The sequence below is a fragment of the Mucilaginibacter myungsuensis genome (genome assembly GCF_015222005.1).
Taxonomy (GTDB): Bacteria; Bacteroidota; Bacteroidia; order Sphingobacteriales; family Sphingobacteriaceae; genus Mucilaginibacter; species Mucilaginibacter myungsuensis.
The window spans coordinates 411,872-437,481 of the sequence record NZ_JADFFL010000004.1 but is presented as its reverse complement, the minus strand read 5'-3'; the positions used below and the strand labels follow the sequence as shown (position 1 = coordinate 437,481).

23 protein-coding genes are annotated in these 25,610 nt (G+C 46.8%); 14 read left to right on the top strand and 9 right to left on the bottom strand.

Translation table 11 applies throughout. The annotated features are described in order from the left end of the window. Window positions 1–15 precede the first annotated feature (15 nt). Both IRJ16_RS13225 and IRJ16_RS13220 read left to right on the top strand, forming a co-directional pair. Complete coding sequence (locus IRJ16_RS13225) at window positions 16–1,245, top strand: nucleoside permease (RefSeq protein WP_194112073.1); 1,230 nt, start codon at window positions 16–18, stop codon at window positions 1,243–1,245. Between the two features lie 301 nt (window positions 1,246–1,546). Next, window positions 1,547–2,755, top strand: coding sequence for an MFS transporter (locus IRJ16_RS13220; protein ID WP_194112072.1), 1,209 nt, complete (start codon window positions 1,547–1,549; stop codon window positions 2,753–2,755). 79 nt (window positions 2,756–2,834) lie between these two features. Here the strand turns inward: IRJ16_RS13220 and IRJ16_RS13215 are convergent, their stop codons facing one another. The 6 genes from IRJ16_RS13215 to IRJ16_RS13190 all read right to left on the bottom strand — a co-directional run bounded on the left by IRJ16_RS13215 (window position 2,835) and on the right by IRJ16_RS13190 (window position 9,791). After that, window positions 2,835–3,293 (bottom strand): hypothetical protein, encoded by a 459-nt coding sequence (locus IRJ16_RS13215; protein ID WP_194112071.1) that lies wholly within the window; start codon window positions 3,291–3,293, stop codon window positions 2,835–2,837. Between the two features lie 39 nt (window positions 3,294–3,332). After that, on the bottom strand, window positions 3,333–4,859 hold the full coding sequence (locus IRJ16_RS13210; RefSeq protein ID WP_194112070.1) for a SusD/RagB family nutrient-binding outer membrane lipoprotein: 1,527 nt from the start codon (window positions 4,857–4,859) through the stop codon (window positions 3,333–3,335). Window positions 4,860–4,870: 11 nt separating this feature from the next. Beyond that, the gene (locus tag IRJ16_RS13205; RefSeq protein ID WP_194112069.1) at window positions 4,871–7,945 is read right to left on the bottom strand and encodes a SusC/RagA family TonB-linked outer membrane protein; all 3,075 of its coding nucleotides are present in this window, start codon (window positions 7,943–7,945) and stop codon (window positions 4,871–4,873) included. Between the two features lie 335 nt (window positions 7,946–8,280). Then, window positions 8,281–8,613: a hypothetical protein gene (locus IRJ16_RS13200; protein WP_194112068.1), complete on the bottom strand. Its 333-nt coding sequence runs from the start codon at window positions 8,611–8,613 to the stop codon at window positions 8,281–8,283. Between the two features lie 55 nt (window positions 8,614–8,668). Next, the gene (locus IRJ16_RS13195) at window positions 8,669–8,983 is read right to left on the bottom strand and encodes a hypothetical protein (protein WP_194112067.1); all 315 of its coding nucleotides are present in this window, start codon (window positions 8,981–8,983) and stop codon (window positions 8,669–8,671) included. A 22-nt stretch (window positions 8,984–9,005) separates the two neighbouring features. Further along, on the bottom strand, window positions 9,006–9,791 hold the full coding sequence (locus IRJ16_RS13190) for a prolipoprotein diacylglyceryl transferase (protein ID WP_194112066.1): 786 nt from the start codon (window positions 9,789–9,791) through the stop codon (window positions 9,006–9,008). A gap of 137 nt (window positions 9,792–9,928) precedes the next feature. Between IRJ16_RS13190 and IRJ16_RS13185 the strand changes: the two genes are divergently transcribed. The 7 genes from IRJ16_RS13185 (at window position 9,929) to IRJ16_RS13155 (ending at window position 16,549) form a co-directional block, all read left to right on the top strand. Continuing rightward, window positions 9,929–10,777, top strand: coding sequence for an SDR family oxidoreductase (locus tag IRJ16_RS13185; protein ID WP_194112065.1), 849 nt, complete (start codon window positions 9,929–9,931; stop codon window positions 10,775–10,777). 2 nt (window positions 10,778–10,779) lie between these two features. After that, window positions 10,780–11,499 carry a DUF481 domain-containing protein gene (locus tag IRJ16_RS13180; protein WP_194112064.1) on the top strand — a complete coding sequence of 240 codons (720 nt, stop codon included), beginning with the start codon at window positions 10,780–10,782 and terminating at the stop codon, window positions 11,497–11,499. Window positions 11,500–11,540: 41 nt separating this feature from the next. Continuing rightward, entirely contained in the window at window positions 11,541–12,329 is a 789-nt protein-coding gene (locus tag IRJ16_RS13175; RefSeq protein ID WP_194112063.1) for a M90 family metallopeptidase, read from the top strand. A gap of 174 nt (window positions 12,330–12,503) precedes the next feature. After that, window positions 12,504–12,887: a BlaI/MecI/CopY family transcriptional regulator gene (locus IRJ16_RS13170; RefSeq protein WP_194112062.1), complete on the top strand. Its 384-nt coding sequence runs from the start codon at window positions 12,504–12,506 to the stop codon at window positions 12,885–12,887. A 75-nt stretch (window positions 12,888–12,962) separates the two neighbouring features. Further along, window positions 12,963–13,661, top strand: a complete 699-nt coding sequence (locus tag IRJ16_RS13165; RefSeq protein WP_194112061.1) for a hypothetical protein — start codon at window positions 12,963–12,965, stop codon at window positions 13,659–13,661. Between the two features lie 62 nt (window positions 13,662–13,723). Then, window positions 13,724–15,817: a M56 family metallopeptidase gene (locus tag IRJ16_RS13160; protein WP_194112060.1), complete on the top strand. Its 2,094-nt coding sequence runs from the start codon at window positions 13,724–13,726 to the stop codon at window positions 15,815–15,817. A gap of 45 nt (window positions 15,818–15,862) precedes the next feature. Next, window positions 15,863–16,549, top strand: a complete 687-nt coding sequence (locus tag IRJ16_RS13155; RefSeq protein ID WP_194112059.1) for a hypothetical protein — start codon at window positions 15,863–15,865, stop codon at window positions 16,547–16,549. Between the two features lie 100 nt (window positions 16,550–16,649). Here the strand turns inward: IRJ16_RS13155 and IRJ16_RS13150 are convergent, their stop codons facing one another. Further along, the gene (locus IRJ16_RS13150) at window positions 16,650–17,519 is read right to left on the bottom strand and encodes a pirin family protein (protein WP_194112058.1); all 870 of its coding nucleotides are present in this window, start codon (window positions 17,517–17,519) and stop codon (window positions 16,650–16,652) included. A gap of 303 nt (window positions 17,520–17,822) precedes the next feature. On the opposite strand from IRJ16_RS13150, the gene IRJ16_RS13145 reads away from it, so the two are divergent. The 3 genes from IRJ16_RS13145 (at window position 17,823) to IRJ16_RS13135 (ending at window position 20,787) form a co-directional block, all read left to right on the top strand. Next, a complete protein-coding gene (locus tag IRJ16_RS13145; RefSeq protein ID WP_194112057.1) occupies window positions 17,823–18,560 on the top strand; it encodes a (Fe-S)-binding protein in 738 nt (245 codons plus the stop codon). A gap of 72 nt (window positions 18,561–18,632) precedes the next feature. After that, window positions 18,633–20,003: a lactate utilization protein B gene (locus tag IRJ16_RS13140; RefSeq protein ID WP_194112056.1), complete on the top strand. Its 1,371-nt coding sequence runs from the start codon at window positions 18,633–18,635 to the stop codon at window positions 20,001–20,003. A 199-nt stretch (window positions 20,004–20,202) separates the two neighbouring features. Further along, complete coding sequence (locus IRJ16_RS13135; protein WP_194112055.1) at window positions 20,203–20,787, top strand: LutC/YkgG family protein; 585 nt, start codon at window positions 20,203–20,205, stop codon at window positions 20,785–20,787. 235 nt (window positions 20,788–21,022) lie between these two features. Here the strand turns inward: IRJ16_RS13135 and IRJ16_RS13130 are convergent, their stop codons facing one another. Continuing rightward, the gene (locus IRJ16_RS13130; protein WP_194112054.1) at window positions 21,023–23,146 is read right to left on the bottom strand and encodes a xanthine dehydrogenase family protein molybdopterin-binding subunit; all 2,124 of its coding nucleotides are present in this window, start codon (window positions 23,144–23,146) and stop codon (window positions 21,023–21,025) included. Between the two features lie 18 nt (window positions 23,147–23,164). After that, window positions 23,165–23,611, bottom strand: coding sequence for a (2Fe-2S)-binding protein (locus IRJ16_RS13125; protein WP_194112053.1), 447 nt, complete (start codon window positions 23,609–23,611; stop codon window positions 23,165–23,167). Between the two features lie 185 nt (window positions 23,612–23,796). Here IRJ16_RS13125 and IRJ16_RS13120 point away from each other — a divergent pair, with 185 nt between their 5' ends. Further along, window positions 23,797–24,171, top strand: a complete 375-nt coding sequence (locus IRJ16_RS13120; protein ID WP_194112052.1) for a BlaI/MecI/CopY family transcriptional regulator — start codon at window positions 23,797–23,799, stop codon at window positions 24,169–24,171. Next, the gene (locus IRJ16_RS13115) at window positions 24,168–25,607 is read left to right on the top strand and encodes a M56 family metallopeptidase (RefSeq protein ID WP_194112051.1); all 1,440 of its coding nucleotides are present in this window, start codon (window positions 24,168–24,170) and stop codon (window positions 25,605–25,607) included. The genes IRJ16_RS13120 and IRJ16_RS13115 overlap by 4 nt, the downstream gene beginning before the upstream one ends. The last annotated feature ends 3 nt before the right edge of the window (window positions 25,608–25,610 follow it).

Here is a 25,610-nt window from a genome sequence, read left to right as displayed (position 1 = left end):
AACTTTAAACACAAAATGAATAGTTCTATTAGAATCAAATTATCGGTAATGATGTTCCTGGAGTTCTTTATCTGGGGCGGATGGTTCGTTACCTTAGGCCCATTCCTGGGTTCAACCTTAAAGGCTTCCGGCGCAGAGACCGGCGCGGTATTTTCAACTCAATCATGGGGTGCGATCATTGCGCCTTTTATTGTGGGTCTCATCGCCGATAAATACTTTAATGCCGAGCGCATCCTGGGTGTACTGCACATCGTTGGCGCTATCCTGATGTACCAAATGTACCAGGCGGCAGACATTTCGGTATTTTACCCTTATGCCTTAGGTTATATGATCGTTTACATGCCAACTTTGGCTTTGGTGAACTCGGTATCCTTTAACCAAATGAGCGACCCTGAAAAGCAATTCTCGGGCATCCGTATCTGGGGTACTATCGGTTGGATCGTTGCTGGTCTGATCATCAGCTTCTTATTCCATTGGGACTCTGAAGCAGGTATCGGTGCAGGTCTGTTAAGGAACACTTTCCTGATGTCGGGCATCGCGTCATTGGTATTAGGCTTATACAGCTTTATTTTACCTGCTACGCCGCCAAAGATCGCCAAAGGCGAAAAGGTAAGTATCGGTCAGGTATTGGGTCTGGACGCTTTGAAACTGTTAAAAGACAAAAACTTTTTAGTGTTCTTTTTGGCGTCTATCCTGATCTGTATCCCATTGGCGTTCTACTACCAAAATGCGAACAGCTTTTTAGCTGACATCAAAGTTGATAACCCTACCGGTAAAATGACCATCGGTCAGATATCTGAGGTATTGTTTCTGTTAGCCTTACCTCTCTTCTTTAAACGCTTTGGCGTTAAATACACCATTTTAGTAGGTATGCTGGCCTGGGCTTTACGTTACGCCATGTTCGCTTACGGTAACGCGGGCGAGTTAAGCTTTTTGCTGATCATCGGTATCGCCTTACACGGCGTATGCTACGACTTTTTCTTTGTAACAGGTCAGATCTACACCGACTCTAAAGCCGGACCGCAAGCAAAAAGCGCTGCACAAGGTATGATCGCTTTAGCTACTTATGGTATAGGTATGCTGATCGGCTTCTACATCGCAGGTAAAATATCCGACGCTTACACCGTAGCCGGTGCACACGATTGGAAAATGATCTGGCTGATCCCGGCCGGTATCGCCGCGGCAGTTATGGTGCTGTTCCTATTGTTCTTTAAGGACGACAAGAGAGTGAAGATCGAAGCATAGTTTTGATCTTAATAATATTGATGAAAGGCCTCGCGTTAGCGAGGCCTTTTGTGTTTATTCTAAATCCCTCCTCGGGGAGGGGCGGGCAAGTATGAGCGGTAGAAGGAAGGGGTTTGGCACAATGCATTACCGCCGCACCCCTCCCTGAGGAGGGAATTGGAAATGACAGAGGAAGTATCGCATTTTGGCAATCGATTGTATTATTATAACAACTTACTCATTAAGCTATTGCAATTTTAATTATAATCAGTATTTTGGCTGTCAATACCAATTAAACCCATTAAAAAACCTTCTTGTAATTATGAGTACAATTCAACGCGATCAGTTGTTCAGAGCAAGCTGTTTGTCATTATTAGTAACGTCGCTGTCATTCGGTATCCGTGCGGGTATGCTGGATAAATTAGGTGTGGATTTTCAATTAGATAAGGCGCAGCTGGCATCTATTGCTTCTGTGGCCTTTTTGGGCTTTCCGATCGCGGTCGTGATAGGAGGTTTTATTGTGGATATCATTGGCATGAAAAAACTGTTGGTATTGGCATTTTTGCTTCACCTGGCAGGCATCATATTAACCATTTTTGCAGGCGGTTATTGGACATTAATGATATCGACCTTATGTATCGGGTTGGCTAACGGTACTGTCGAGGCCGCTTGTAACCCATTGGTGGCATCGTTATACACCACCGAAAAGACCACTAAACTCACTCACTTCCACCTGTGGTTCCCGGGTGGTATTGTGATCGGTTCGCTGATCGTATTATTATTCGATAAGTTGGGTTTAAGCTGGCAGATACAAGTGGGTGTGATGTTGTTACCTACGGTGATCTACGGCTACCTGTTCTCTAAATTGGATTTCCCGGTTACCGAGCGTGTAGCGGCGGGCGTAAGTACAGCAGGTATGTATAAAGCTTTGGCGAATCCGCTGTTCATCTTTATGTTCATTTTGATGTTCGGTACAGCTATTACCGAGCTATTTACCGGCCAATGGATAGGCGTGTTGCTAAAGAATGTGACCGAGAATGCGATCTTATTGCTGGCATTGACCAATGGTGTTATCGTTTTGGGACGCGCGTTTGCAAAACCTATCCTTAGGGCTATTACGCCACAAGCATTGCTGTTTGTTTCGGCTGTACTATCGGCAATGGGCTTATACATGTTAGGTCACTTTGAAGGCACTGCTGTTTTTGCAGGGGCTGTTATTTTTGGAGCGGGCGTTTGCTTTTTCTGGCCAACGATGCTGGGCTTTGTCAATACTAATATCCCGGCTACCGGTGCTTTAGGGTTAAACCTGATGGGTGGTGCTGGCATGTTCGCGGTATCTGTTTACACCATTTTTATGGGCGATTTTTACAAAAGCCTGGAGGCCAGCGCAAGCAGCCCGATCGAAGCGGGACGTGCTATTTTGAATGCAACTTTAGTTATCCCAGTAGTATTAATCGTAGCTTTTGGCGCTTTAGTATTATTTATGAAGTCGCGTAACAAAGCTGAACCATTGGCCGAGGTTACCGTGTAAGTTTTTGATGTTTTATAAATGAACGCCCCGGTAGATGAATATCTATCGGGGCGTTCATTTTGATGGGTTTGATCAAGCCCTACAACTTAGTTTTAAAGGTGAATACCCTATCCTTGAACAGGCCATTTTGATTGATCACCCGTGCGCGCACTGCTACTGAGGTGCCGACCGGTTGCCCTGCAGGGACAAAATAGTCGTACAATAAGGTATCGCAATTTTTTATCCTCGAGAACGAGGGCTTGTAAGGAATGGTGGATAACAAGGTCGAATCAGCCGTACCGATTTTTTGCAAAAATTGTATCTCTTTGATCGGGTCGGTTTGTACGTAGTTGAACTCTACCGCTATCTTGGCACCATTAGATACTGTGGTTGTCCCCGCTGCTAAAAGCGTAGGGTTGGTAAAGGTGGTGTTGGCTATGATCACCGGTGCCCGGTTCTCGGACATTTTAGTGAACAGATCGATGCCATTCTCATTCTTTTTACAGGCAACTATACCTATTGCTGCCAGTATCGCCATGTGTATATATGATCTTTTCATTTTTAATTTATTTAATGTATCACAATAAAACTTCATCTATCACGGCTGATCCCACCATAATGGTTTAAGGAAATAGTTTTGCGCGTTCTGCCCTTGTTTGGTTACCTCGTTCGGGTTCAGGGTAACCTCGGTAGTTGGGTAATAGGTGCGGCGCGGATAAGCGTTACCGGCCGCAACGGCCACAGGGTTAGGATTGGTTGGATAATAAAATCCGGTATAAATGGATTGACTATAATCCAACCGGCGCATATCGGCCCAGGTTTCGGGGTTCATGTAAAGCGCGATGTATTTTTGCTCCATGATCTTTTTTAACGAGAGCCCGGCTGGGTTTTGCGCGATCCCTGTTGATGCCAGGTAAGTGGTGCGGTTAGCTACCGAAACGCCTAACCTATCCATGTGTGCCGTTATGCCCAAGCGGTAAGCATCATAAGCACGTTGCGGCAGGTTGGCTCTAAAGGCAGCTTCGGCTTCTATAAAACGCATTTCAGAATTGGTGATCACAGGGAAGACACCAGCCCCAGTAGTGCCGTTATAAGCATCTACGGCGTACCAGCTGCCATAAAAGTCAGACAGTGAGGGCGCTGGTGTCACCAAAGCCGTTTGTGCATTATTCGCTCCGGGCATAGTACCTGTTGCTGCGGCCGAAACAGCCATGATCGGCAGCCTCGGGTCGTCGGGAAGGGCTGCATCGCCACCAACATTCTTACCATTTAGCATCTCTATAAAATATCTGCCAAAAGTGATCGCAGCAAAGTTTCCCCGGGTCGGCCCAAATACGTTATTAGAACTTAGCACCGTGCTGGTAGGGTTTTGCCAGTATAATTGTGCATCATCGGTATTGGCCACCATGGCTTTATCTATATAAGTGAGGATCTTGGTAGGGTCGTATATGGCTTTTTTTACCAGGTGATTAGCTTGCCTTGCTTTTAACGAGTAGGCTAATTTTATCCATTTATTTACATCGCCTTTATACAATATATCGCCACTCTCGCTCGGCGAACTTGCATAGAAAGGCCTGAAGTTGGCCGACGCCGGTTTTTGCATTTCTATGATGCCTTCATCAAGCAACTTATCAACTACGGCATATATAGACTCCTGCGTATCATATTTAGGTGCAATAGTAAGCGCGGCATTAAATGCCTCGGTATAAGGGATATCACCCACCAGATCAGTGGCATGCGCCAATATCAGCGCGAACATGATCTTACCGGCACCTACGTAGTAAACAGAACCTTCCGCCTCGGCGGTCTTTATCATAGGCGGGATATTTGAACCAACGATCTGATAGGTCTCCTGAAACGGACGTATATTCGGCGCAAAGTAGTATTGTTCAAAAGCACCGTTAGGTGCGCCACGACGCCCTATATTTTGCGTGAGCAGACCAACAAATTGGTACGACTCGAATGCCTGGATCTGAAACCCGTTAGATATAATGCTTGGCAATAAAAAATTAGGCGTGGTGGACGTAGGGTTATTAGGATCGGTATTCACGTCCAAAAACTTCCTGCAAGATGTTACACTGAATGCCAGGATAACACAGGTTATGATCGATATAAATTTCTTCATCGTTGTAAAAATTAAAATCCAACTTTTAAACCAAGGTCAAAGCCTTTGCGGGCGGGTACACCGCCGTAATCTAAACCAATAGATCCGCCGCCACGTACGCCGGCCCCGGATACACCAACTTCGGGATCTACGCCCGAATATTTGGTCAATAATACCAGATTACGCCCGGTAGCAAATATGCTTAGCTGCCTGAAAGGCTTAGGCGTTATTTTAGGGTTAAGGTTGTAGTTAACCGTTACGGTGCGCAGGCGTATCCAAGATCCATCCTCGATGAATGGTGTGCCTACCAGGGCCAGATTGTTCCTGTAATAACCTTCGGACAGTTCGGCCGGTTTAGTGTTGGGCGAGTAAGTACCGTCGGCGTTACGCACCACACCTTTAAATACCACCATTTTGTAACGGTCGGCGGTTTGGGCGCTTAATCCGCTCCGTACCAGTTCCCACTCGTTACCATTGATCACCGCGCCACCTTTCCTGATGTCCACCAGGAAACTCAGCTCCACATCTTTATAACGGAAAGTGTTATTTAGGCCGGCAGTAAAATCGGGCGAGCGGTCGCCTCCGTAACTAAATACCGTAGAATTGAATGTTGGGTAACCGTTAGCATCAATGATAATGTTGCCATCGGGATCGCGGATGTAATCGAGCGCGCTGATGGAAGTTAATGATTGACCGGGATAGGAAGCGCCTTCGGCCGTATTAATGATGGATGCATCAGAGTTACGCAATACGGTTAGCGGATATGGCAACTCTAACACCTTGCTTTTATTGCGGGCAAAGTTAAGGTTGATATCCCAATTGAAATCTTTTGAACGGATAGCAGTACCCTGCACCATGATCTCGACACCTTGATTCTGGATACGGCCACCGTTAACATATTGCAGGATATAGCCGGTAGCCTGGCTTATCCGCGGAGCAATGATCTGGTCGACCGTGCGGTCCAGATAGTAAGTGAAGTCGAGCCGTAATCGGTTGCTCAGGAATTGCATATCCAGACCGGTCTCGAAAGAGTTACGGCGTTCGGCCATTAACTCGGGGTTATTGCCGAAGAACCCGTACCTAAAGCCACCGCCAATGAAGGTATTATTAGCTAATGGCGATTCTAAACGATACGGCGCGGTATCCTTACCCACGCTGGCGAATGAGACCTTCAGTTTACCATAGTTCATGATCTTGCTGTTCTGCATCCCCAAGGTTTTGGTGAACTCATAGCCCAAACTGGCTGATGGATAGAAATAGGATTGATTTTTGACGGGCAGCGTAGAACTGTAATCGTTACGGCCGGTGATGTTGAAGAATACGGTCTGTTGAAAATCGACATTCAAGCTGCCAAAAAAGCCCACCGAACGGTACACCGAATTGCGTTGTACCAAACTCCTGTTCACCGTATTATTAATACTGATGAACGTAGGGTTTTGGAAGATCAGACCAAGGTAATCCACCGTATTGAATTTGCGTTGTTCAATAGCATTACCAACCAATAGCGAGGTATTAAAGTCGCCGAATTTTTTGGTAGCGGTCACTAAAAAGTTAGAGGTGATATTTTGAAAAGTGTTCACCGTTTCGCCAAGTCCACCGTTAAGGTTGTTGGGTAACGAGGTGCCAGTAGCGCGTACACTGCGGTTCTTTTCGGTGTAATAATCGGTACCGATAGTGTAGTTTGCCCGTAACCAGGTAAGTGGTTTGTATTCGAAACTGGCATTGCCGATAAAGCGATCGTTATTGTCGGTCTGCGGGTTGTTTTCGATGGTCCAGTAAGGGTTATCGGTATCAGCCGTTGCAGATGCTAATAACCGGCGGCGGGTACCATCGGGCGATAGGTAATCGGCCATATTATCGTTTTTAGGCCAATTAAAGATACTCACCAAAAAACCGCCGCTGCCACCGAATAGGCCCGGACCTTGTAGCGGCCGCCTGCCTGTGGTGCGGATGTAATTGGCAGAGCCGTTCATAGTAAATTTATCGCTGGCGATGATACTCCCGGCCAGTTTTGCCGATGTTTTGCCATAATTGGTTTTAGGCACCACACCATCCTGCTGGGCATTTGCTGCCGAAAAGCGGTAAGTGGTTTTTTCGTTACCGCCGGATACACTTATATTATGTTGAGCCGACCTGCCTGTTTGGAAGAACGTACCGAGGTTATCATAAATGGTCTCGCCGGGTAAAAATTGCGAACCGTATGAAAGTCGCGAAGTAGGATCATACCGCCCGCTGACACCCTGTTTGTATAGTGATTGTGTTTCGGGCAGGCGACGTACATTATCGAAAGAGAACAGGTTATTGTAAGTTACCTGAGCCGCGCCGGCTTTGCCTTTTTTAGTGGTGATGATCACCGCACCGTTACCCCCACGCGATCCGTATAGTGCCGAGGCCGCAGGTCCTTTAAGTACGGTGACATTCTCGATGTCATCCGGATTGATATCGCTAACACGGTTGGGCGTACCCACGCTGCGACCAAGCACACCATTGAAACCGCTGCCGGCACCGGGTGAAAGGGATTCGACGAATGAACTGTTATCCAGAGGGACGCCATCGATAACAAATAACGGCGAGTTATCGTTATCCAGCGATGTACCACCACGTAACACGATGTTGGCACCCTCGCCCGGGCCACCGCCCGAACTGGTGATCACCGCACCTGCAACTTTGCCTTGCAAGGCGTTCACCAGGTTTTGCTGGCGCGATTCTTCGATATCCTTACCCGTTACATTTTGTGCGGCGTAATTGATCGCCTTGCGATCTTGTTTGATATTGAAGGCGGTCACCATAACCTCGTCAAGCGATTTACTGTCCGTACGCAATTGCACGTTTAGTGGAGTTGTTGCGGACGTAACAACAGCTTCCTGCGGGATGTTGCCAATAAAACTGAAGACAAGTGTTTGGCCTATATCAGCTTTAATGGTGTAATCGCCGGTTGCACTTGTTTGTGTAGCGGTGGTAGTACCTTTGATCTTCACTGTCACCCCCGGCAGCGGACTCCTGTCCTCGGCCGAAGTTACCTTGCCTGTTACAGTGCGGGATTGCGCGGAAACTTCCACCGACCAGCAACACAACAGCAGGAAAAAAAAGAGTAAACTTTTCTTCATAAAGCGCGAATTGTTTGGTTAAGTATATATTGTTTGTACTGTGCTCTGCCGCAAATGCGTAATAAAACCATTAGATCTGCCCTATTGGGCAAATGGAAGTAAGGTTTTCAAATACGCTATAAAGATCTTTAGTGTTATATCGCCGCCGGGTGGTATCGGTAATTTTATTTTGTGGGCGTAGATATTATAAGGATAACATTTGGTTGTTAATATTGTTTTAACATAAATGCGCAGTCGTGTGGGAGAAATAGATATCGATATCAGAAATCGATGAGGCAAGTAGGGACTCGCCATAAACAAGAAAAGCGCCCTTTTTGAGGGCGCTCTGTAAATTTTTAAGCCGACTTTAAGGCGGGCTTTATATCAGCCGGCGTTTGTTGAAGTGCCGAAAGTTGTTCCTGCTGTTTGATCGCAGTGATCAGCTCCAGCATCATCTTTTGTTCGTTATCGGTACCCATCACTAGTTTCCATTCGTCGGCGTTCTTGGATATCCAGCATTGCTGCACCGAAGATATGGACGACGGCAGGGCTATTTTATACAAAACCTCGCGCCGGTAAGCATATTTTAATGCTTTGGTTGCTATGGTGATCCCGTTATGACTGAACTTAACAGGGATAATGGTGTGTTGTTGGTGCGTCATATACCTTAACAACAGCAATACAAGCATTTGGTTTTGATAATTTCCTTTGAATTAATTTTAGGAATTATCAGATAACCTATAATTATTTAGCCACAGGAGCCGCAACAGTATCGGCAACCACTACCGGAGGTGGCGGCGGAAGATCCTCTACCGAAGTAGCGTCAGTGGTCATAGATCCCTGTGGTTTAGCCAAACCCGCGCCGCCATCGCCGCTGTTATCGGTTGTAGAAGCGTTACCGTAAGTATTTGTAGTTGGGAACGTATCTCGGTATGGGTTGGTAGCCGAGTAATGACCGGTGCTGTCTGCACCAGGTTTGCTGGCACTACCTGTGTTGCAAGCCGAAAATGTCATTGCCGAAACTGCTGCTAAAGCCAAAAGGACTATCTTGTTTTTCATTTATTCCAGTTTTTTGCCAAATCTACAAATTTTCTCCTTTTGGGCCTGCGTCTTTATTAGAACTTTCGTCGGTATCGTCATCATTTTCTTCACCATCAAATGTCTTGCGCTCGACGTCGTTCTTTTCAGCTTCGGCAGCGTCGTGGAAAGGGTGTTCGCCTGACGTGTTATTGTCAGCCGCTTCTTCCATACCGGGATCAGGGCTGTCTCCGGGCGTTACAGTTGGGATGTCGGTCATATCAGCAGGTTCCTCTTTTTCGGCGCTGTCGTCTTTAGTTTTATTTTCGGTTTGCTCTTTTTCCGTCGGTTCTTCACCGCTATCATCGGTTTCAGCCTCGGGGTCTTCGGCCGGAGCCTCTTCTCCATCATCGGGGGTTACCGTCTCTACATGAACATCATCTGGTTTTTTATCACCCGTTTTATCCTGATCGGTTGAGGGTTTCTCGTCTTCCGGTTCGTCGGCATCCGCTTTACTATCGGAACTATCATCGTCATCACCTTCTTCCGGAACGTCCTCACCGCCATCATCAGGGGTAACGGTCTCTACCTGCACGTCGTCCGGTTTGTCCGATACGGCACTATCTTCATCCGTATTATCTTTAGGTTCGGCTTTCTCCTGCTCGCTTTCAGCGGTATCCTCTTTATTCTCTGATACAGCATCGGTTTCGGCGGTATGGCTTCCGGGTGTTACGGTCTCTACGCGCACATCATCAGGTTTATCCTGAACATTGGCATGTTGATCCTGCGACGAATCGGTTTTATTTTCTTCGGTATTGGCATCGGGTTTGTTCTCTTCTTCGGTATTCATGGTAGTATGGTTGTTGTTCAGGAATAAGGTTTAGGTCGTTAAAAAAGTTTTGCAAACTTTCCCTTTAAGAGAAAATTGGAATAAAAGTTAAAACCGCATCGGGCCGATCAGGTTATAAAAAGACATACATCTGCAATATGGCAAAGTCGACCCCGAAGAAACAGAACAAGCAACCCGGAATAGAATCCAAAATGGATCCGCGTCCCGAGTTCATCAAACCGGATTACAAACCTGCAGAGAAACTTGCGGACAAAGTTGCTTTAGTGACCGGCGGCGACAGCGGCATTGGTCGCGCTGCATCCGTGCATTTTGCTAAAGAAGGGGCTGATGTTGCCATTGTTTATTTTGACGAAGATGGTGATGCCGAAGAAACACAGCAGCTCATCGAAGCCGAAGGCCGCAAATGCCTACTGATCAAAGGGGATATTAAAAGCAGCAAGTTCTGCCAAAAAGCGGTTCAGCAAACCATCAAAAAATTAGGCAGACTGAATATTCTGGTCAATAACGCGGCTATACAAGTGCCACAAAAAGATCCCAATAAAATAGACGAAAAGCAGTTGGACGATACCTTCCGCACAAACATATACGCATACTTCCATTTTGCCATGGCGGCATTAGAGCACATGGTAGCGGGCGACAGCATTATTAACACCACGTCCGTAACCGCTTACCGCTCATCGCCGCATTTGATAGATTATTCGTCTACCAAAGGCGCTATCACTTCTTTTACACGCTCGTTAGCTACTAATGTGGTAGAGCGGGGTATACGCGTGAATGCCGTGGCTCCCGGTCCGGTATGGACACCGTTGATCGTGTCGACATTTGATGAGAAGAAGATCAAAGAGTTCGGCTCGGAAACTGCCATGAAACGTGCGGGTCAACCGTCAGAACTTGGCCCGGCTTATGTGTTTTTAGCAAGTGACGATGCATCCTTCATTACAGGCCAAGTGATCCACGTAAACGGTGGAGAGGTAGTTAACGGATAAGCATGCGGAGATATTTAACGATCATACTTTTAACGATGAGTTCGGGAATGGCACGTGCTCAATTTAACGATAGTACCTATCATCGGTTCTTGCTCGGCGTATCAGGATCCATCAACAAGGCTAACGCATCCACAGCGTATCTGCTAAATAATTCCTTAGGGTTCTCTGTCAAAAAGAAGGACTTTGTGCTTAACTCCAGCAACACCTGGATCTACGGACGACAAAATGATCAGCTGACCAATAATGACTATTCATCGACGCTAAACTTTAACCTGTACAAAACTTTGCCGCATTTTTATTATTGGGGATTGACCAATTATAATACCAGCGTGTCGCTAAAGATCAATAACCAATTATTGGCGGGCGTAGGTATCGCCTACAGTATTTTGGACCGACCGAATGCTTACTTCAATATCAGCAATGGTGTACTTTATGATAGAAGTAACCTGCTTGCTAACCTTAATTACAACACCTGGCGAAACTCGTTGCGGGTACAATTCCACTTTGCCATTAAAGAATTGGTCACGCTGGATGGCGGCAACTTTTTGCAAAGCGCCTATAATAACGGCGACGATTATATCATCCGCTCTAACACTACCCTTGGTATCAAACTGCGTAAGTGGATCAGCCTTACCTCGTCACTGACCTACAATAAGATGAACATTACCGGCAGCGATAACCTGATATTTACTTACGGGGTTAGTTTGGATAAGTATTTTTAGACGGAAGCAACACACAATATGTTTGTGTACGTTTGCTGCTTATGGAAACTACGGTCTTTTTTGTCATACTGGGCATCGCCATTGTAATTGGCTTTATTATTTTTCGTAAAAGCACGGGGATAGTTGTGGATGATCAATTGGCTGTCACCTACAAACAGCTCCTTCAAACGCATATCGAATACTACCAAAACTTAAGCGACGAACATAAGATCCGCTTTGAGCAACAGGTAGAAAAGTTTGTAGAGAACATCCGCATCGAAGGGATCGGTACCGAAATAACCGATACCGACCGCGTGCTGGTCGCATCAAGCGCCGTCATTCCCATCTTTGGTTTCCCGGACTGGGAGTATCAAAACCTGACCAACGTTATCGTTTATCCGGATACTTTCAATAACGATTTTCAATTTGAAGGCGGCAGCCGCAACATCATGGGTATGGTGGGCACAGGTTATATGAACGGACAAATGCTGCTATCGCGACAAGCGCTGGTAAAAGGTTTCTCTAAGAATAACGGCAAAGAAAACACAGCGATCCATGAATTTGTCCACTTGTTAGATAAGACCGACGGTGCTACAGATGGTGTGCCCGAGAACCTGATGGCGCAGCAATACGTGCTCCCCTGGTTGCAAATGATGCACCGCGAAATGCATCGCATTAAAGAGAATCGATCGGACATTAACCCATACGCGCTCACTAACGAGGCCGAATTTTTGGCTGTAGTGTCCGAGTACTTTTTTGAGAAACCGGAACAGTTCCAGTCTAAACATCCCGAACTTTATGAGCAATTGAGTATGATCTTTAAACAAGATCCGGCAGGGGAGACCAATTAAGTACTGGCACCCTTGTGTCACCATACTATCGGACGTTAATAGCTGATCAACTCTAAGACAATTGGCTCCGGAGGTGTCTCCATCAAAAACTACAGCAACTTAAACATTAAAAAAAATATCTTCTTCTTTTATTGTTGCGTACGAAAATATTCCTACCTTGGTATTGTTATTACTATGGAAGATCAAAATAAAAGAACCGAACCCACCAAGTCCGAACTGGAGATATTGCGTGTGTTATGGGATAAAGGTCCATTAACCGTACGCGCGGTGAACGATGAACTGCTGAAAGTGAAGGATGTCAACTACACCACTACGCTCAAACTCATGCAGATCATGGCCGATAAAGGTATCCTAAGCCGCGACGAAAGTCAGATGAAACATATCTACCACGTGGTTGAAGCCGAAGAGAAAACCAAAGACCACCTACTTGGTAAATTTGTAGATACGCTTTACCACGGGTCGGCAAGTAAGTTGGTGATGCAATTGCTGGGTAACAAAAAAACATCGAAAGAAGAGTTAGAAAGCATCCGCAAAATGCTGGATGATCTGGACGAATAATATCGAACCTAAACTTTATCAGATCAACCTAAACCTTATCGCAAATTTGATGTCGAACAGCGAAACCTAACGATCATGAGAACAGCCAATTTTAGAACTTCAATGCTATTTGCTCATCTGGTCTTCTTGTTGGCAGTAAAGAGCAGCTTCGCTCAGCAAGGCACTGCTTTTCAACGGCCTTATTGGTTTGGCAAAACCTTTCGGGATGGTAAATATGTTGTTTGGGAAGGGCACGTTCGTTACCGGGATAGTATTTACACTGCAAGAGGATATAATGATGCGCGGCACATGAATGTTAATCCTATAAGGAATACAGCTAAATATTTGCCCGACACGGCCTTTTGGCAGTCTTTCAATAACGAATTGCGGCGCGATGGGTTAACGGCAGGTATTCCAACAACAGGGCATTCGGTAACTCATCATATAGATCCGGAAAAAGGTTTGTTCTATATCAACAACGTACCGCAGTCGGCGGAGGTGTCTAAGAAATATGTCAAAATGTTTATGGATCACGATGCTCATCGTAAGCGCGATAAAGATCCCAACGACACTATAGCAGATGAACGACGTGATTATTTGTCAAATTTGATCATTGTTCAAATGTTGAAAGACAAATTAGTAACAGAAGGAGAAACCTTAACCTACCGCTTGGATAGAGAAGAGTTTGTTGTAAATGGTAAGCCGCAAAGGGGGGACATCTATAAAAAGTACTATGACAAATTTATAGGGTCCCTGCCCGAAAGTTGGCCCTGGCCCGGATGGTTCTTGAAATGATCGGGCATTAAGTAGTTATTGAGGATCAAATAATACTCCAATTTATCAACCAAACCAAACCAATGAAAGACCTTTTATCAAACCTATTCAGTCAACAATTAATAGCTGCCCTGGCCGATACGCTTATTTATTCGCTCTTGGCGGGAGTGATACTTGCGGTGGTAGCTGGTTGCGTCGTCATATTCACCCGTAAGGCAAGCGCGGCCATACGATATAATTGTTTGACAGGTGCGTTGGCTTTATTTGCAGCTGTAATGGTCGTCATATTTATTGGGCAATACCAGGCCGCTGATAAGTTTTACAGCACTGTGAATTTGTTACCGAACGATACCGCTTTTACAGGACCGATCACCTATCCGCAATATGCCGGCCATTCGGTTGCCACGAATAGCGACTACTTAACGGTCATCAAAAGTTATCTGGATCAAAATCATAATACCATTGTGCTGATCTGGCTGCTGGTCATTTCTATCAGATCAATACAATTAATGGTGGGTTTGCAGGGCGTATACCGTTTGCGCAACAAAGGCACAGGCGCGGTGAACGATGTTTGGGCTGATGCATTTGACCAAACTATCGAAAGGCTAAAAATAAAACAAGGCGTACGGATCTTGACATCAACCCTTACCCGCGTGCCGATGGCCGTAGGCCATTTACGTCCGTTAGTATTGATACCTATCGGACTGATGACGGCACTCAGCACTGCTGAGATAGAGGCCATTCTGCTGCACGAGTTAGCCCACATCCGTCGTCGTGATTATTTGGTTAACCTATTGCAGAACGTGTTAGAGATAATCTTCTTTTTTAACCCCGCCGTATTGTGGGTATCCCGTTTAATGCGCGACGAGCGCGAGAATTGTTGCGATGACCTGGCCTTGGCCCATAATAGCAGTCGGGCGCAATACATAAGGGCCTTGGTGAATTGCGAAGAGCTGAGCGCCGATAGCGGGGCTTACGCTATGGCTTTATCGGGCCATAAAAATGGTTTGGTTGGCCGGGTAAAACGCCTGATGAGCAAACAGAACTATAGTTTAGATCCATTTGAAAAAACACTGATCACTATTTGTTTGATCGTAGCAGGGGTAGGTTTTTCGGCCTATGCAGGTAAAGAGACCATTGCACGCGCGGCGAAAGCGGTAGTAAAAGCCATGACCACTGAAGAAGCCCCGATAGTGTTAGAACCGATAAAAGGTGAAAAACGATTGCGGCCCATTATTATGCCGGCCGTTATTGACACTATTGTAGAGGTTGATCCCCGGGACCCGCTGACGTTTAAGGATACTGTGATCGGTAAAAACTTTAAGGTGAAGGTAAAAATGGAGGATACATTGAAAGTTGTGGAGATTAGCCAGCAAAACTATGTAGCCTATGGTCCCCGTAAAAATGACAAGGACAGCTCGCTCAACCAGCGTTATCAAACTTATTTGGCCCGGCTTAAAAAGCAACGCGCACCGTTGCCGGCGGATGTTATCGATACGGATGCCGATAGCTGGTACGACAACAAAATACAACAAGCGCGTAACGCTCAAGCTCCTACTAAAGACTTGATAAGGCGTGGTATCAGTGGCGACCGTACCACCACCATCGCGGCCTCCAGTCTAAAAGGAGAAGCCAACAAATATAACGCTTTGCAATTTTTAGTGGCATCGGGTCAGGAATATTATGACTACAGGCTGGACAGGGGCAAAAAGATAACCGATACACTTACCCATATCCCACTTACACAACGCGACTATATCGCTTTTGAACTGGCGAAAGATGGCTTAATAGAAACTGATGAGACATCGATGGCAGACTACCGATGGACCTATGTAGGCGACGGCTTGGCCATCAATGGTACTCCATTATCGGCAGATATGAGCAAGAAGTACCGCGGCCTGATATCACGGCGTACCAACAATCCCAAATTCCTTGCAGACGCACATAACGAAGGTTACCATGTATCTAACCGCATTATATTAGAGTTAGTGAATGATGGCCTTGTGGCGAAAGACGATGAAGCGATAGGTAAATTGGTATTTAGTTTGGATGAAAAAGCGTTGACCGTGAACGGTAAACAGCAATCGGCCAAAATATTCAAAAAATATTATACAACATTTGTTAAGCCCGCCGCGAATGGCCGCATAGCCTGGAGTTATGGCGAAGCGACTAAGTAACATAAATGGTTTAATGATCAGCAGATCTTAATGTAAGGTATGGCGATGAAATACTACAGTATCCTCAAAATGTATTCCCTTGTACCGATAATGTTATGTTTGGCCTTATCGGCACGTGGGCAATCCGGAAGTGTTGATACTAAATTACGCCTGGATGTAGGCAACGCGGCGACAAAGCCCGTTGAGGATAGACAAACCAAATTTTTGAAAAAAATAATGCTGCAGCGTGTGTTGCGCGACGACAGCACGTACCTTGCCAACGGTATAAACATGCAGAACGCTTTCGACCGGCCGCGCACTACACCCATGTCGTCGCCCGAAGGCTCTAAGATCATTAAACAAATGCTGATCAAAGATGGGTTAGCTACTGCCGATAGGCCGGTCAAATTTGATATTATCCCTTACATATTGTATGTGGATGGTAAGATGATACAATCGGCCACGTTGGGTAGAAAATATGGCGAGTTTTGGCAGAATTTTTTGCGTACCGACCCGGATAACCAGGCCTTAGAGCGACGGAACAAAGAAAAAACTGATTTCGTATTTAACCATATCGTTGTACAGATGCTCACAGATGGGATCGTTCGGGATGTTTACCCGCTTTCGTTTGTGTTAAATAACGAAACCTTTAAGGTGAACGGCAAGGAGCAACCTGCGGTAGTTTATCAACGTTATTTTGACATGTTTATCAAACCAAGCAACGGTCCAATGAGTTATGGGATGGTAAGGTAGCGCCCCGTCTACGCGTTAGCACATACTATTCCATCCCATATCTACAAAGTTTCACCCGTTCTTCACCTCCCTCATAATATTCGGGACGATCTTTTGATCATTATTCCAGCGTGCCAAACTTTCCGGCCTGGAATTCCTCAAAAGCTTCCTGCAATTCGCGGTTGGTATTCATTACAAATGGGCCATATTGCGCGATCGGCTCGTGGATAGGCTCGCCGCTTAGTAAAAGCAATACGCTTTTCTCATTAGCTTTAATGTCTACCTCCTGCCCATCATTTTTGAACAATATAAAGCTGTGCAGGTCGGCATGTTCACCATTCACTTCAACATCACCCTCAACAACCAGCAATACCGCATTGTGCGATGCCGGGATGTTGGTTTGCAAATTACCGCCCTCGTTCAACTTAATATCAAAGGCGTTAACCTCAGTAAAGGTACTTGCAGGGCCTTTGGTGCCATTGAAGTTACCGGCAATAACGTTAACCAAGCCGCCATTATCAGGCAATATAGCTTTACCCATTTGGTCGGCGGTAATGCCTTGGTAGCCCGGTTTGGTCAGCTTGTCTTTAGCTGGCAGATTCACCCAAAGCTGCACCATCTCGAATGGTCCGCCGCGTTTGCTGTATTCCTCTTCGTGATATTCTTTATGTAACACACCCGCACCTGCGGTCATCCATTGCACATCGCCCGGATCAATAATACCGCTATTACCACTGCTATCATGATGGGCCACGCTGCCTTTGTAGGCGATGGTCACCGTTTCGAATCCTTTGTGAGGATGCACATCCACACCACGTGCCTTGTTGGTTGGCGTAAAATTATGCTCGGCCGCAAAATCCATCATCAGGAACGGGCTCACCCTTTGCTGACTGATGCCCCCGCCTGGAAAGTAGTTGTAAACTTTAAAACCATCGCCCACCATCCCGGCTTGTGCAGGGCGTTTGTAGATCTTTTCGATCGTCCTTTTCATTTTATAGTTCTCCTTTGTAATTGATATATCAAAGGTACGGCGCGTACGGTGTGAAATTTATTGATGTAGGTCAAGAAGGACCGCTTAATTGTATGTGTGTTGATGATCTCGCTGATTCCGCTGAACTTTTAATAACGAAGTTTTTTATCGATGTCGACGAGTTCAGCGGAATCAGCGAAATCAAAATAATCAGCGGTTCAGACGGATAATGACAGTTAAGCCAACATCATAGCATAAATTGCAAAGATCGTTTATGATCCCTCTGATCAATAAACCTACTTTAGCTATTTGTAGACTGTAATTATGCGTGTTGGGCTTTTTATTCCTTGTTATGTAGATCAGTTTTATCCCGGTGCGGCCATCGCCACGCTTCAATTGTTAGAGAAGCTGGGGGTAGATGTGGCGTATCCTGCCGGGCAGACCTGCTGCGGACAGCCAATGGCTAACTCGGGTTTTGAGCACCTGACGCATGGCTGTAACGAGCTGTTCATTAAAAATTTTGATGGTTTCGATTACATCGTAGCGCCCTCAGGTAGTTGCGTGCTGCATGTGCGCGACCACTTGCACGATGAGCATCAGGAAGATAAAGCCAAAGACATCCGTGACAAAGTTTACGAACTGACCACTTTCCTGACCGACATCTTAAAAGTGAAAAGCCTACCCGCGAAGTTCCCGTATAAAGTGGGTATGCATCAAAGCTGCCATGGTCAGCGCGGCTTACACATCAGCAGCATGAGCGAATTGGTAGCGCCCTCGTTCTCCAAACCCGGCAGCTTACTGGCGATGGTGGAGGGTATCGACATCGTCCCGCTTAATCGTATCGACGAATGCTGCGGTTTCGGCGGTACGTTCTGCGTAGCCGAAGAAGCCGTATCGGCCAAGATGGGCAAAGACCGCATAGACGACCACCTGGAGCACGGCGCCGAATACATTACAGGTGTAGATATGAGCTGCCTGATGCACATGGAAGGCCTCCTTAAACGCAGAGGTAGCAAAGTAAAGGTGTTGCATATAGCGGAGATATTGAACGGGATCAATTAGTGAGTTTTGAATGAGTGAATGAATGAATACGGATCCACTCATTCACTCATCCGCTCATTCAAAATTAATTAAATGACAAGCGAAGCAAAAGACCACGCCCAACTGGCGGATATATTCAACAAGGACGAGGCCCGGGTAGATTGGCACGACGAGACCCTTTGGTGGGTACGTGCCAAGCGGGATAAGGCCGTGCATCAACTGCCGGAATGGGAGGAACTGCGCGAGGCTGCATCGCAGATCAAGCATAATGTGTTATCTAATTTGAATAGCTACCTGATCCAGTTCGAGGCACAAGCTCAAGCCAATGGCATCACCGTACATTGGGCTGCTGATGGCGCTGAGCATAACCGCATCGTTCATGAGCTGATCAAAGCCGAAGGTGTTACCCGCATGGTAAAAAGTAAATCCATGCTGACTGAGGAATGCCACCTGAACGAATACCTGGCCGATAACGGCATTGAGGTGATCGACTCGGATCTGGGCGAACGCATCGTTCAATTAGCTAAGGAACCGCCGAGCCATATCGTATTGCCTTGTATCCACAAAAAGAAAGAAGAGATAGGCGACCTGTTCCACGAGCATTTGGGTACACCGGCCAACCTATCCGATCCTCAGATCCTGACCGAGGCGGCTCGTGTGCACCTGCGCGATACTTTCCTGACCCGTAAAGTGGCTTTGACCGGTGTAAACTTCGCGATAGCGGAGACCGGTGAGTTTGTGGTGTGCACTAATGAAGGTAATGCCGATATGGGCGCGCATTTGGCCAATGTCCATATCGCAAGTATGGGTATCGAGAAACTGATACCGCAACGTAAACATCTGGGTATATTTTTAAGATTGCTGACCCGTAGCGCTACCGGTCAGCCGATCACTACTTACAGCAGCCATTTTAAAAAGCCACGCCCGGGGCAACAGATGCATCTGGTATTGGTTGATAATGGTCGCACGGTTCAATTAGGGCGCGAGGATTTTCGTAACTCCCTAAAGTGTATTCGTTGTGGTGCATGTATGAATACCTGCCCGGTTTATCGCCGTAGTGGCGGGCATAGTTATCACACCGCCGTAGCTGGTCCTATCGGTTCTATCTTAGCGCCGAACCTGGATATGAAGAAGTATGCCGATCTGCCTTTTGCATCGACCTTGTGCGGATCGTGCACCAATGTTTGCCCGGTAAAGATCAATATCCACGAGCAATTATATAAATGGCGACAAGTGATCGTACAGGAAGGCCATGCCCCCGCCCTAAAAAAGGTCAGCATGCAAGCCATGACCTGGACACTTGGCTCGCCGAGTGTATACCGCGCCGCAGGTAAAATGGGCCGATGGGTGATGAAATACGCCCCATTTGCCATTAACAATGGCTTTAACCCCTGGTACAAACAACGCGACATGCCCGAGCCGCCGAAAGAATCATTCGGGGAGTGGTATAGGAAGAACAGGTAGCTCGTAGAATCAAGAGTAGAGAATCAAGAACCAAGAATATAGAGTCAAGAAACAAGACTTAAAGGGGTGTCACCCTGAGCCTGTCGAAAGGTGGTGCGGGTGGACTTTGCCACTATGCATTGGGGCTGATCCTTGCAAACTGTGGTTCGGCAAGCTCCATGACAGGCCATCGAAAACAAAATAATGACAGCGAAGCTAAATGACCGATAGAGAAAAGATACTTGCCGCTGTGGCGCAAAATCAGCCCGAAAGTTCGCCTTTGCCAAATATTTCCTTTTTTAAGGGTGATGAAGCAGGCATAGTAGAAAAATACATCAACGTACTGACGACCATTGGTGGGCAGGTTATTCAGGTAAGTGGTTACGACGATATTGCCGCTTGGATCACGGAACATTACTCAGCCGATCAACGCCTGATCACCGCGCTGCCTGATTTAAAAACGGCTGCCAAATTATTTGAACCAGTTACTACAGGTCACGAGTTAGCCGATGTTGATCTGGCTGTCATCCGCGGCCATTTTGGCGTGGCGGAAAACGGCGCCATCTGGATCACTGAAGAGTTGATGGGGCACCGTTCACTGCCATTTATCGCGCAGCATGTGGCGGTGGTATTTAATAAATCTGATATCGTCCCGACCATGCACGAGGCTTATTTGCGGATAGGAGAGACTGAGTACGGTTTCGGTACATTCATTTCCGGTCCCTCTAAAACGGCAGATATCGAACAGTCGCTGGTGTTAGGTGCGCATGGGGCGCGGAGTATGACCGTGTTTTTGTTGGGGTAATTATTTAACCACAAAGGACACAAGGCGCAAAGGGCACAAAGCTTATGTTTCTCAAAGCTTTGTGTCCTTCATAAAAGTCTAAATGCTATTTATGATAAAGCATCACTAAACGAATATATCACATGCCACTTCCAATAAAAAAACTAACCAAGACATTATTTGCTTGAATTTCTCATATCTTTTGGGAGGGCCGGCCGGATATTTCTTTTTGAATTGCATGGTTTACTTATCTTTCTTAAGCGTTATCCTTACTCTTCGTCGTCAAGTCAAAAGGCATTTTCCTGACGCGCTTCCCGGTAGCTGCAAATATGGCATTAGCAACCGCGGGGGCGATCGGTGGCAAGCCCGGTTCTCCCAATCCTGTTGGTGGTTCGTCGGTCTTTACAAATTGCACTACTACATCCAGCGGCGCATCAGCCATTTTCAGGAATTTGTAGGTGTGGAAGTTAGTTTGTACGGCCGCACCCTTATCAAAAGTGATCTTGCTGAACAAAGCATGGCTCAAGCCATCCACAATAGCACCCTGCACCTGGTTCTCTGCACCGCTCAGGTTCACTACACGGCCGCAATTTACGGCGCAGTAAACTTTGCTCACGCGTGGTACATTGCCCACCATGGTCACCTCTGCAACCTGGGCCACATAGGTACTGAAAGAATAATAGGCAGCAAATCCCTGGTAAACGTTCTTTTGCGGGTTCTTGCCCCATTTGCTCATCTCTACTACCAGGTCTATTGCGCTCTTAAATTTATCTATATCGTAACCTGCCTGTCCAACAGGTTGGTTTTTGGCCAGATCCAATAATTCCAAGCGTAGTGCTACCGGGTCTTTCTTCATCTCCACGGCTATCTCATCCAAGAAGCTTTCATCCCCGAAGGCGGCGGCGTTGGCGGTTGGCCCACGCCATGGTCCGGTAGGGATGTTCGATTTTAAGTTTTGTGCATCCAGCCTAAAATTTGGTATCGCCGCTGCCGGGAAACCACGCGGCATCAATGCACCGCCCGATGTCAACACTACCGAATTAGCATGCCAGCCTATCAGTTTGTTATCTGAGCTGATCACCGCTTTATACTTGGTCATGCTGGCCGGGCGGTAGTAGTCGCCTTGTATGTCGTCCTCGCGGGTCCACATCAATTGTACCGGGGCTTTGGCGGCTTGGGATATCAATGCGGCTTCTACACCGTTGTCCGGCCTTAACTTCCTGCCGAAACCACCGCCCTGCCTTGGCATGCCGATGGTCACATTCTCCGGCGCGATATTCAGCGCGCGGGCTACCGACGACCGCATAGCCGATGGTACTTGCGTCGGTCCGTACAACTCTGCTTTGCCATCTTTCACATCGGCAAAAAAGTTGATCGGCTCCATATTAGCATGCGATAGGTTGGGTACCGAATAGGTGGCCTCTAAAATTTTACCACCTGATGCTAATGCTTTATCTATATCGCCATCGTTACGGGACGGATTGGCTGTTCTCTCGTTCACCATTTTGGTGAAGGCGGTTTCATGATCTAAGGAGTTCTCCAGCGGGCTGGCATCATCCCAGGTCACTTTTAATACATCGCGTCCTTTCTTTGCCGCCCACGTTGACGTTGCCAAAACAGCCACTACACCGCCTGCCGCTACGACGTTCTTAACGCCCGTCACCTTTAACGTTTCCGTAGCATCGAATGACTTATAAACCTTACCAAAAGCCGGCGGGCGCGACACCAGCGCGAAAAGCATCCCCTCGCGGCGGGTATCGATACCATATAATGGCTGACCGGTAATTATCTTTTGGTTATCTACATTATGTATCCGTGTACCAATGATCTTAAAATCCTTAGGATCTTTCAACGTTACATTGGTGGGTACAGGTAACGCCGCTGCTTTGGCTACTAACTCGCCATAGCTTGCTTTTTTGCCTGATGGCTTGTGTATGATATAGCCGTCCTCGGCATGGCATTCCTCTTCTTTTACGTTCCATTGTTGCGCCGCCGCTGTGGTGAGCATTACACGCGCTGTAGCACCAGCCTCGCGGATGGGTTTAAAGCGTGAGCGTATAGCCCCGCTGCCACCTGCCGTTTGCGAACCGTATTTGGGATCAAGCGGTGCCATTTCTACATAAACGCTGTCCCATTTTACGTTCAGCTCTTCGGCCAGGATCATTGGTAAGGCGGTCTTGATACCCTGACCTATCTCCGGGTTCGGGGCCATCAGGGTGATCAGTCCTTTACTGTCGATGGTAACGTAAGCGTTAGGGGCAAAGACCGCGTCCAGACCTGCCGCCTCGGCGGTGTTGAACATATCGAAACCCAACATTAGACTGCTGCCGGCAGCTATGGAGGTGATCTTTAAAAAACTACGGCGAGATACTGCTTCCATTATTTCTTAACTCCTTTCTTAGCTGCTAAAATGTATGGCCTGGCGTATGCGGGTCTGTGTGCCGCAACGGCATATATTGGTGATGTTGTTGTCGATGTCGGCATCGGTAGGGTTAGGCATGCGCTTAAGCAAAGCCGCCGCCGCCATGATCTGGCCCGACTGGCAATAACCGCATTGCGCCACATCCATATCCGACCATGCCTTTTGCACCGGGTGATCGCCCTTGGCGCTTAAACCTTCAATAGTGGTCACCTTGGCGGTGGCCACGCTGCTCACCGGTACCGAACACGAGCGGACGGCATTACCATCTAAGTGCACGGTACACGCGCCGCAAGCGGCCACGCCACACCCAAATTTGGTACCTACCAGGTTTAAATGATCACGTAGTACCCACAGCAGCGGGGTATCCGCGTCGGCAGTAACGGTCATTGGCTTGTTGTTGACAGATAATTTATAAGTCGCCATAACAGAAAGGGAATTGGTTCACCCAAATTTAGCATTATGGTTTAAAATTCCTAATGCTTTGTGATGTAACATGATGGCGATGAAAGACGGGCAACATATCTAATGGAAAAAAAACTAAAAAAATAGTTTGTAAATTAAATTCTTATCTCTACATTCGTAGAGATAACTCTAATATTGTAGAAAATATGCAGCTTACTAAGGCCGAAGAACAACTGATGGAAATAATATGGAAGCACGAAAAGGTTTTTATGAAAGACCTGATCGATGCCTACCCCGACCCTAAACCGGCCGGCACTACCATCGCTACTTTATTAAAACGGATGCAGGATAAAGGCTTTGTAGGGTACGAGACCATGGGTAACTCGCGCCAATATTATCCGCTGGTAAAAAAGTCGGCCTATTTTACTAAAGAGGTTGGCGGCATCATCAAAAACTACTTTAACGATTCGGCCTTGCAATTCGCGTCGTTCTTTACATCGAGCAGCAACATTAGCCCGACCGAGTTGGAGGACCTGAAAGCGATCATAGACAAAGAGATAGAAAGGAGAAAGGAAAAATGATGTACCTGATCAACTTTGTGTTATGCTCGGGCCTGCTGCTGGCGGTTTACAAGCTGTTTTTGCAGAACGAGCGCATGTATCGCTTTAACCGGTTTTACCTACTGTTCAGTCTGGTGTTTTCGGCGGTGGTGCCTTTTGTGGTGATAACTACCGAGAGCGAGGCTATCCCGGTGGTTTATCAGCAAGCGGTCAGAGAGACGTTGACGCCTGTGTTCGATACAGCGCCGCAAGCGGCGGTGGCGACTAAAACTCAAGCAGTGCAAATTGATCAGATAAATTATTGGCCAATGCTGTTGATAGGCATTTACCTACTAATAGCCGGGGTATTGATAATACGCTTCATCCTAAACCTTATTAAAATTAGCCGCGAGGTGGTCGCTAACCAACACACCATCCACCAAGGTATCTCATTGGTGCTAACGGATGCAGAGGTAACGCCGCATAGCTTTTTAAATTACATATTCGTCAACCGCAAAGATCATCAGCAAGGTACGATCGAACCACAGGTGATCTGCCATGAGCGGGCGCATGTAAAGCAGTTACATTCGTTAGATGTATTGTTTATTGAGTTGATGCAGGCGTTGTGCTGGTTCAACTCATTCATCCCGTTCTATCGTAAGGCCATACAATTGAATCATGAATTTTTAGCCGACGAGGCTGTCACTTCGTGGTTTGACGATACACCGGCTTACCAATACCTGTTACTGGCCCGCGCAAGTCAGGCAGGCAGTTTGCAACTGACCAGTCCATTCAATTATCAAACCACCAAAAAAAGATTGATCATGATGACCAAGACCACCTCTGCCGCTATGGCGACCGTTAAGCAACTGGCTGTATTGCCGGTAATGATCGCTGCTGTTTTTATCTTCTGTCAGCGGGTTGCTGCTCAAACTACGCCATCGGCGCAGCAACCGGCCAAGTTACCTGCCGCTACTAAAGATCTGCCGCAAAGTTCGATAGATGAATACAACGCTACGCTGGAAAAATATGCCGGCCAGCCTAATGGTAAGGGCACAAAATTTATAATGACGGAAAAATTCACTGCAAAAGATAAGGCACGTTTGATAGGCTTGTATAAGCAAATGAGTCCCGCTCAGCAGGAGCAGCAGGTGTATAAATTTGACGCGAGATCTGGCCCGATGGCTAAGAAGCAACCTACCAAAGCAGAGTTGCTGACCTGGAAAAAAGCCGGTGCCTACCGTATATGGATAGGCGGCAAGCGTATCGAGAATTCAGACATTGTAAAATACGCACCCGAAGATTTTGATCATTACATGGTGCATTATGTTGGGCCCGGCACAAAAATGCAGGTCAACTTAATGACCAAGGCCCAATATGCCCGCTATTATAAAGCGTACACAGCCGATACCACCACTTATCAGTTTATGCAACAGCGTTTCCCGCCGCCGGTGGTAAAACCTGATGTGAAGTCGTAAACG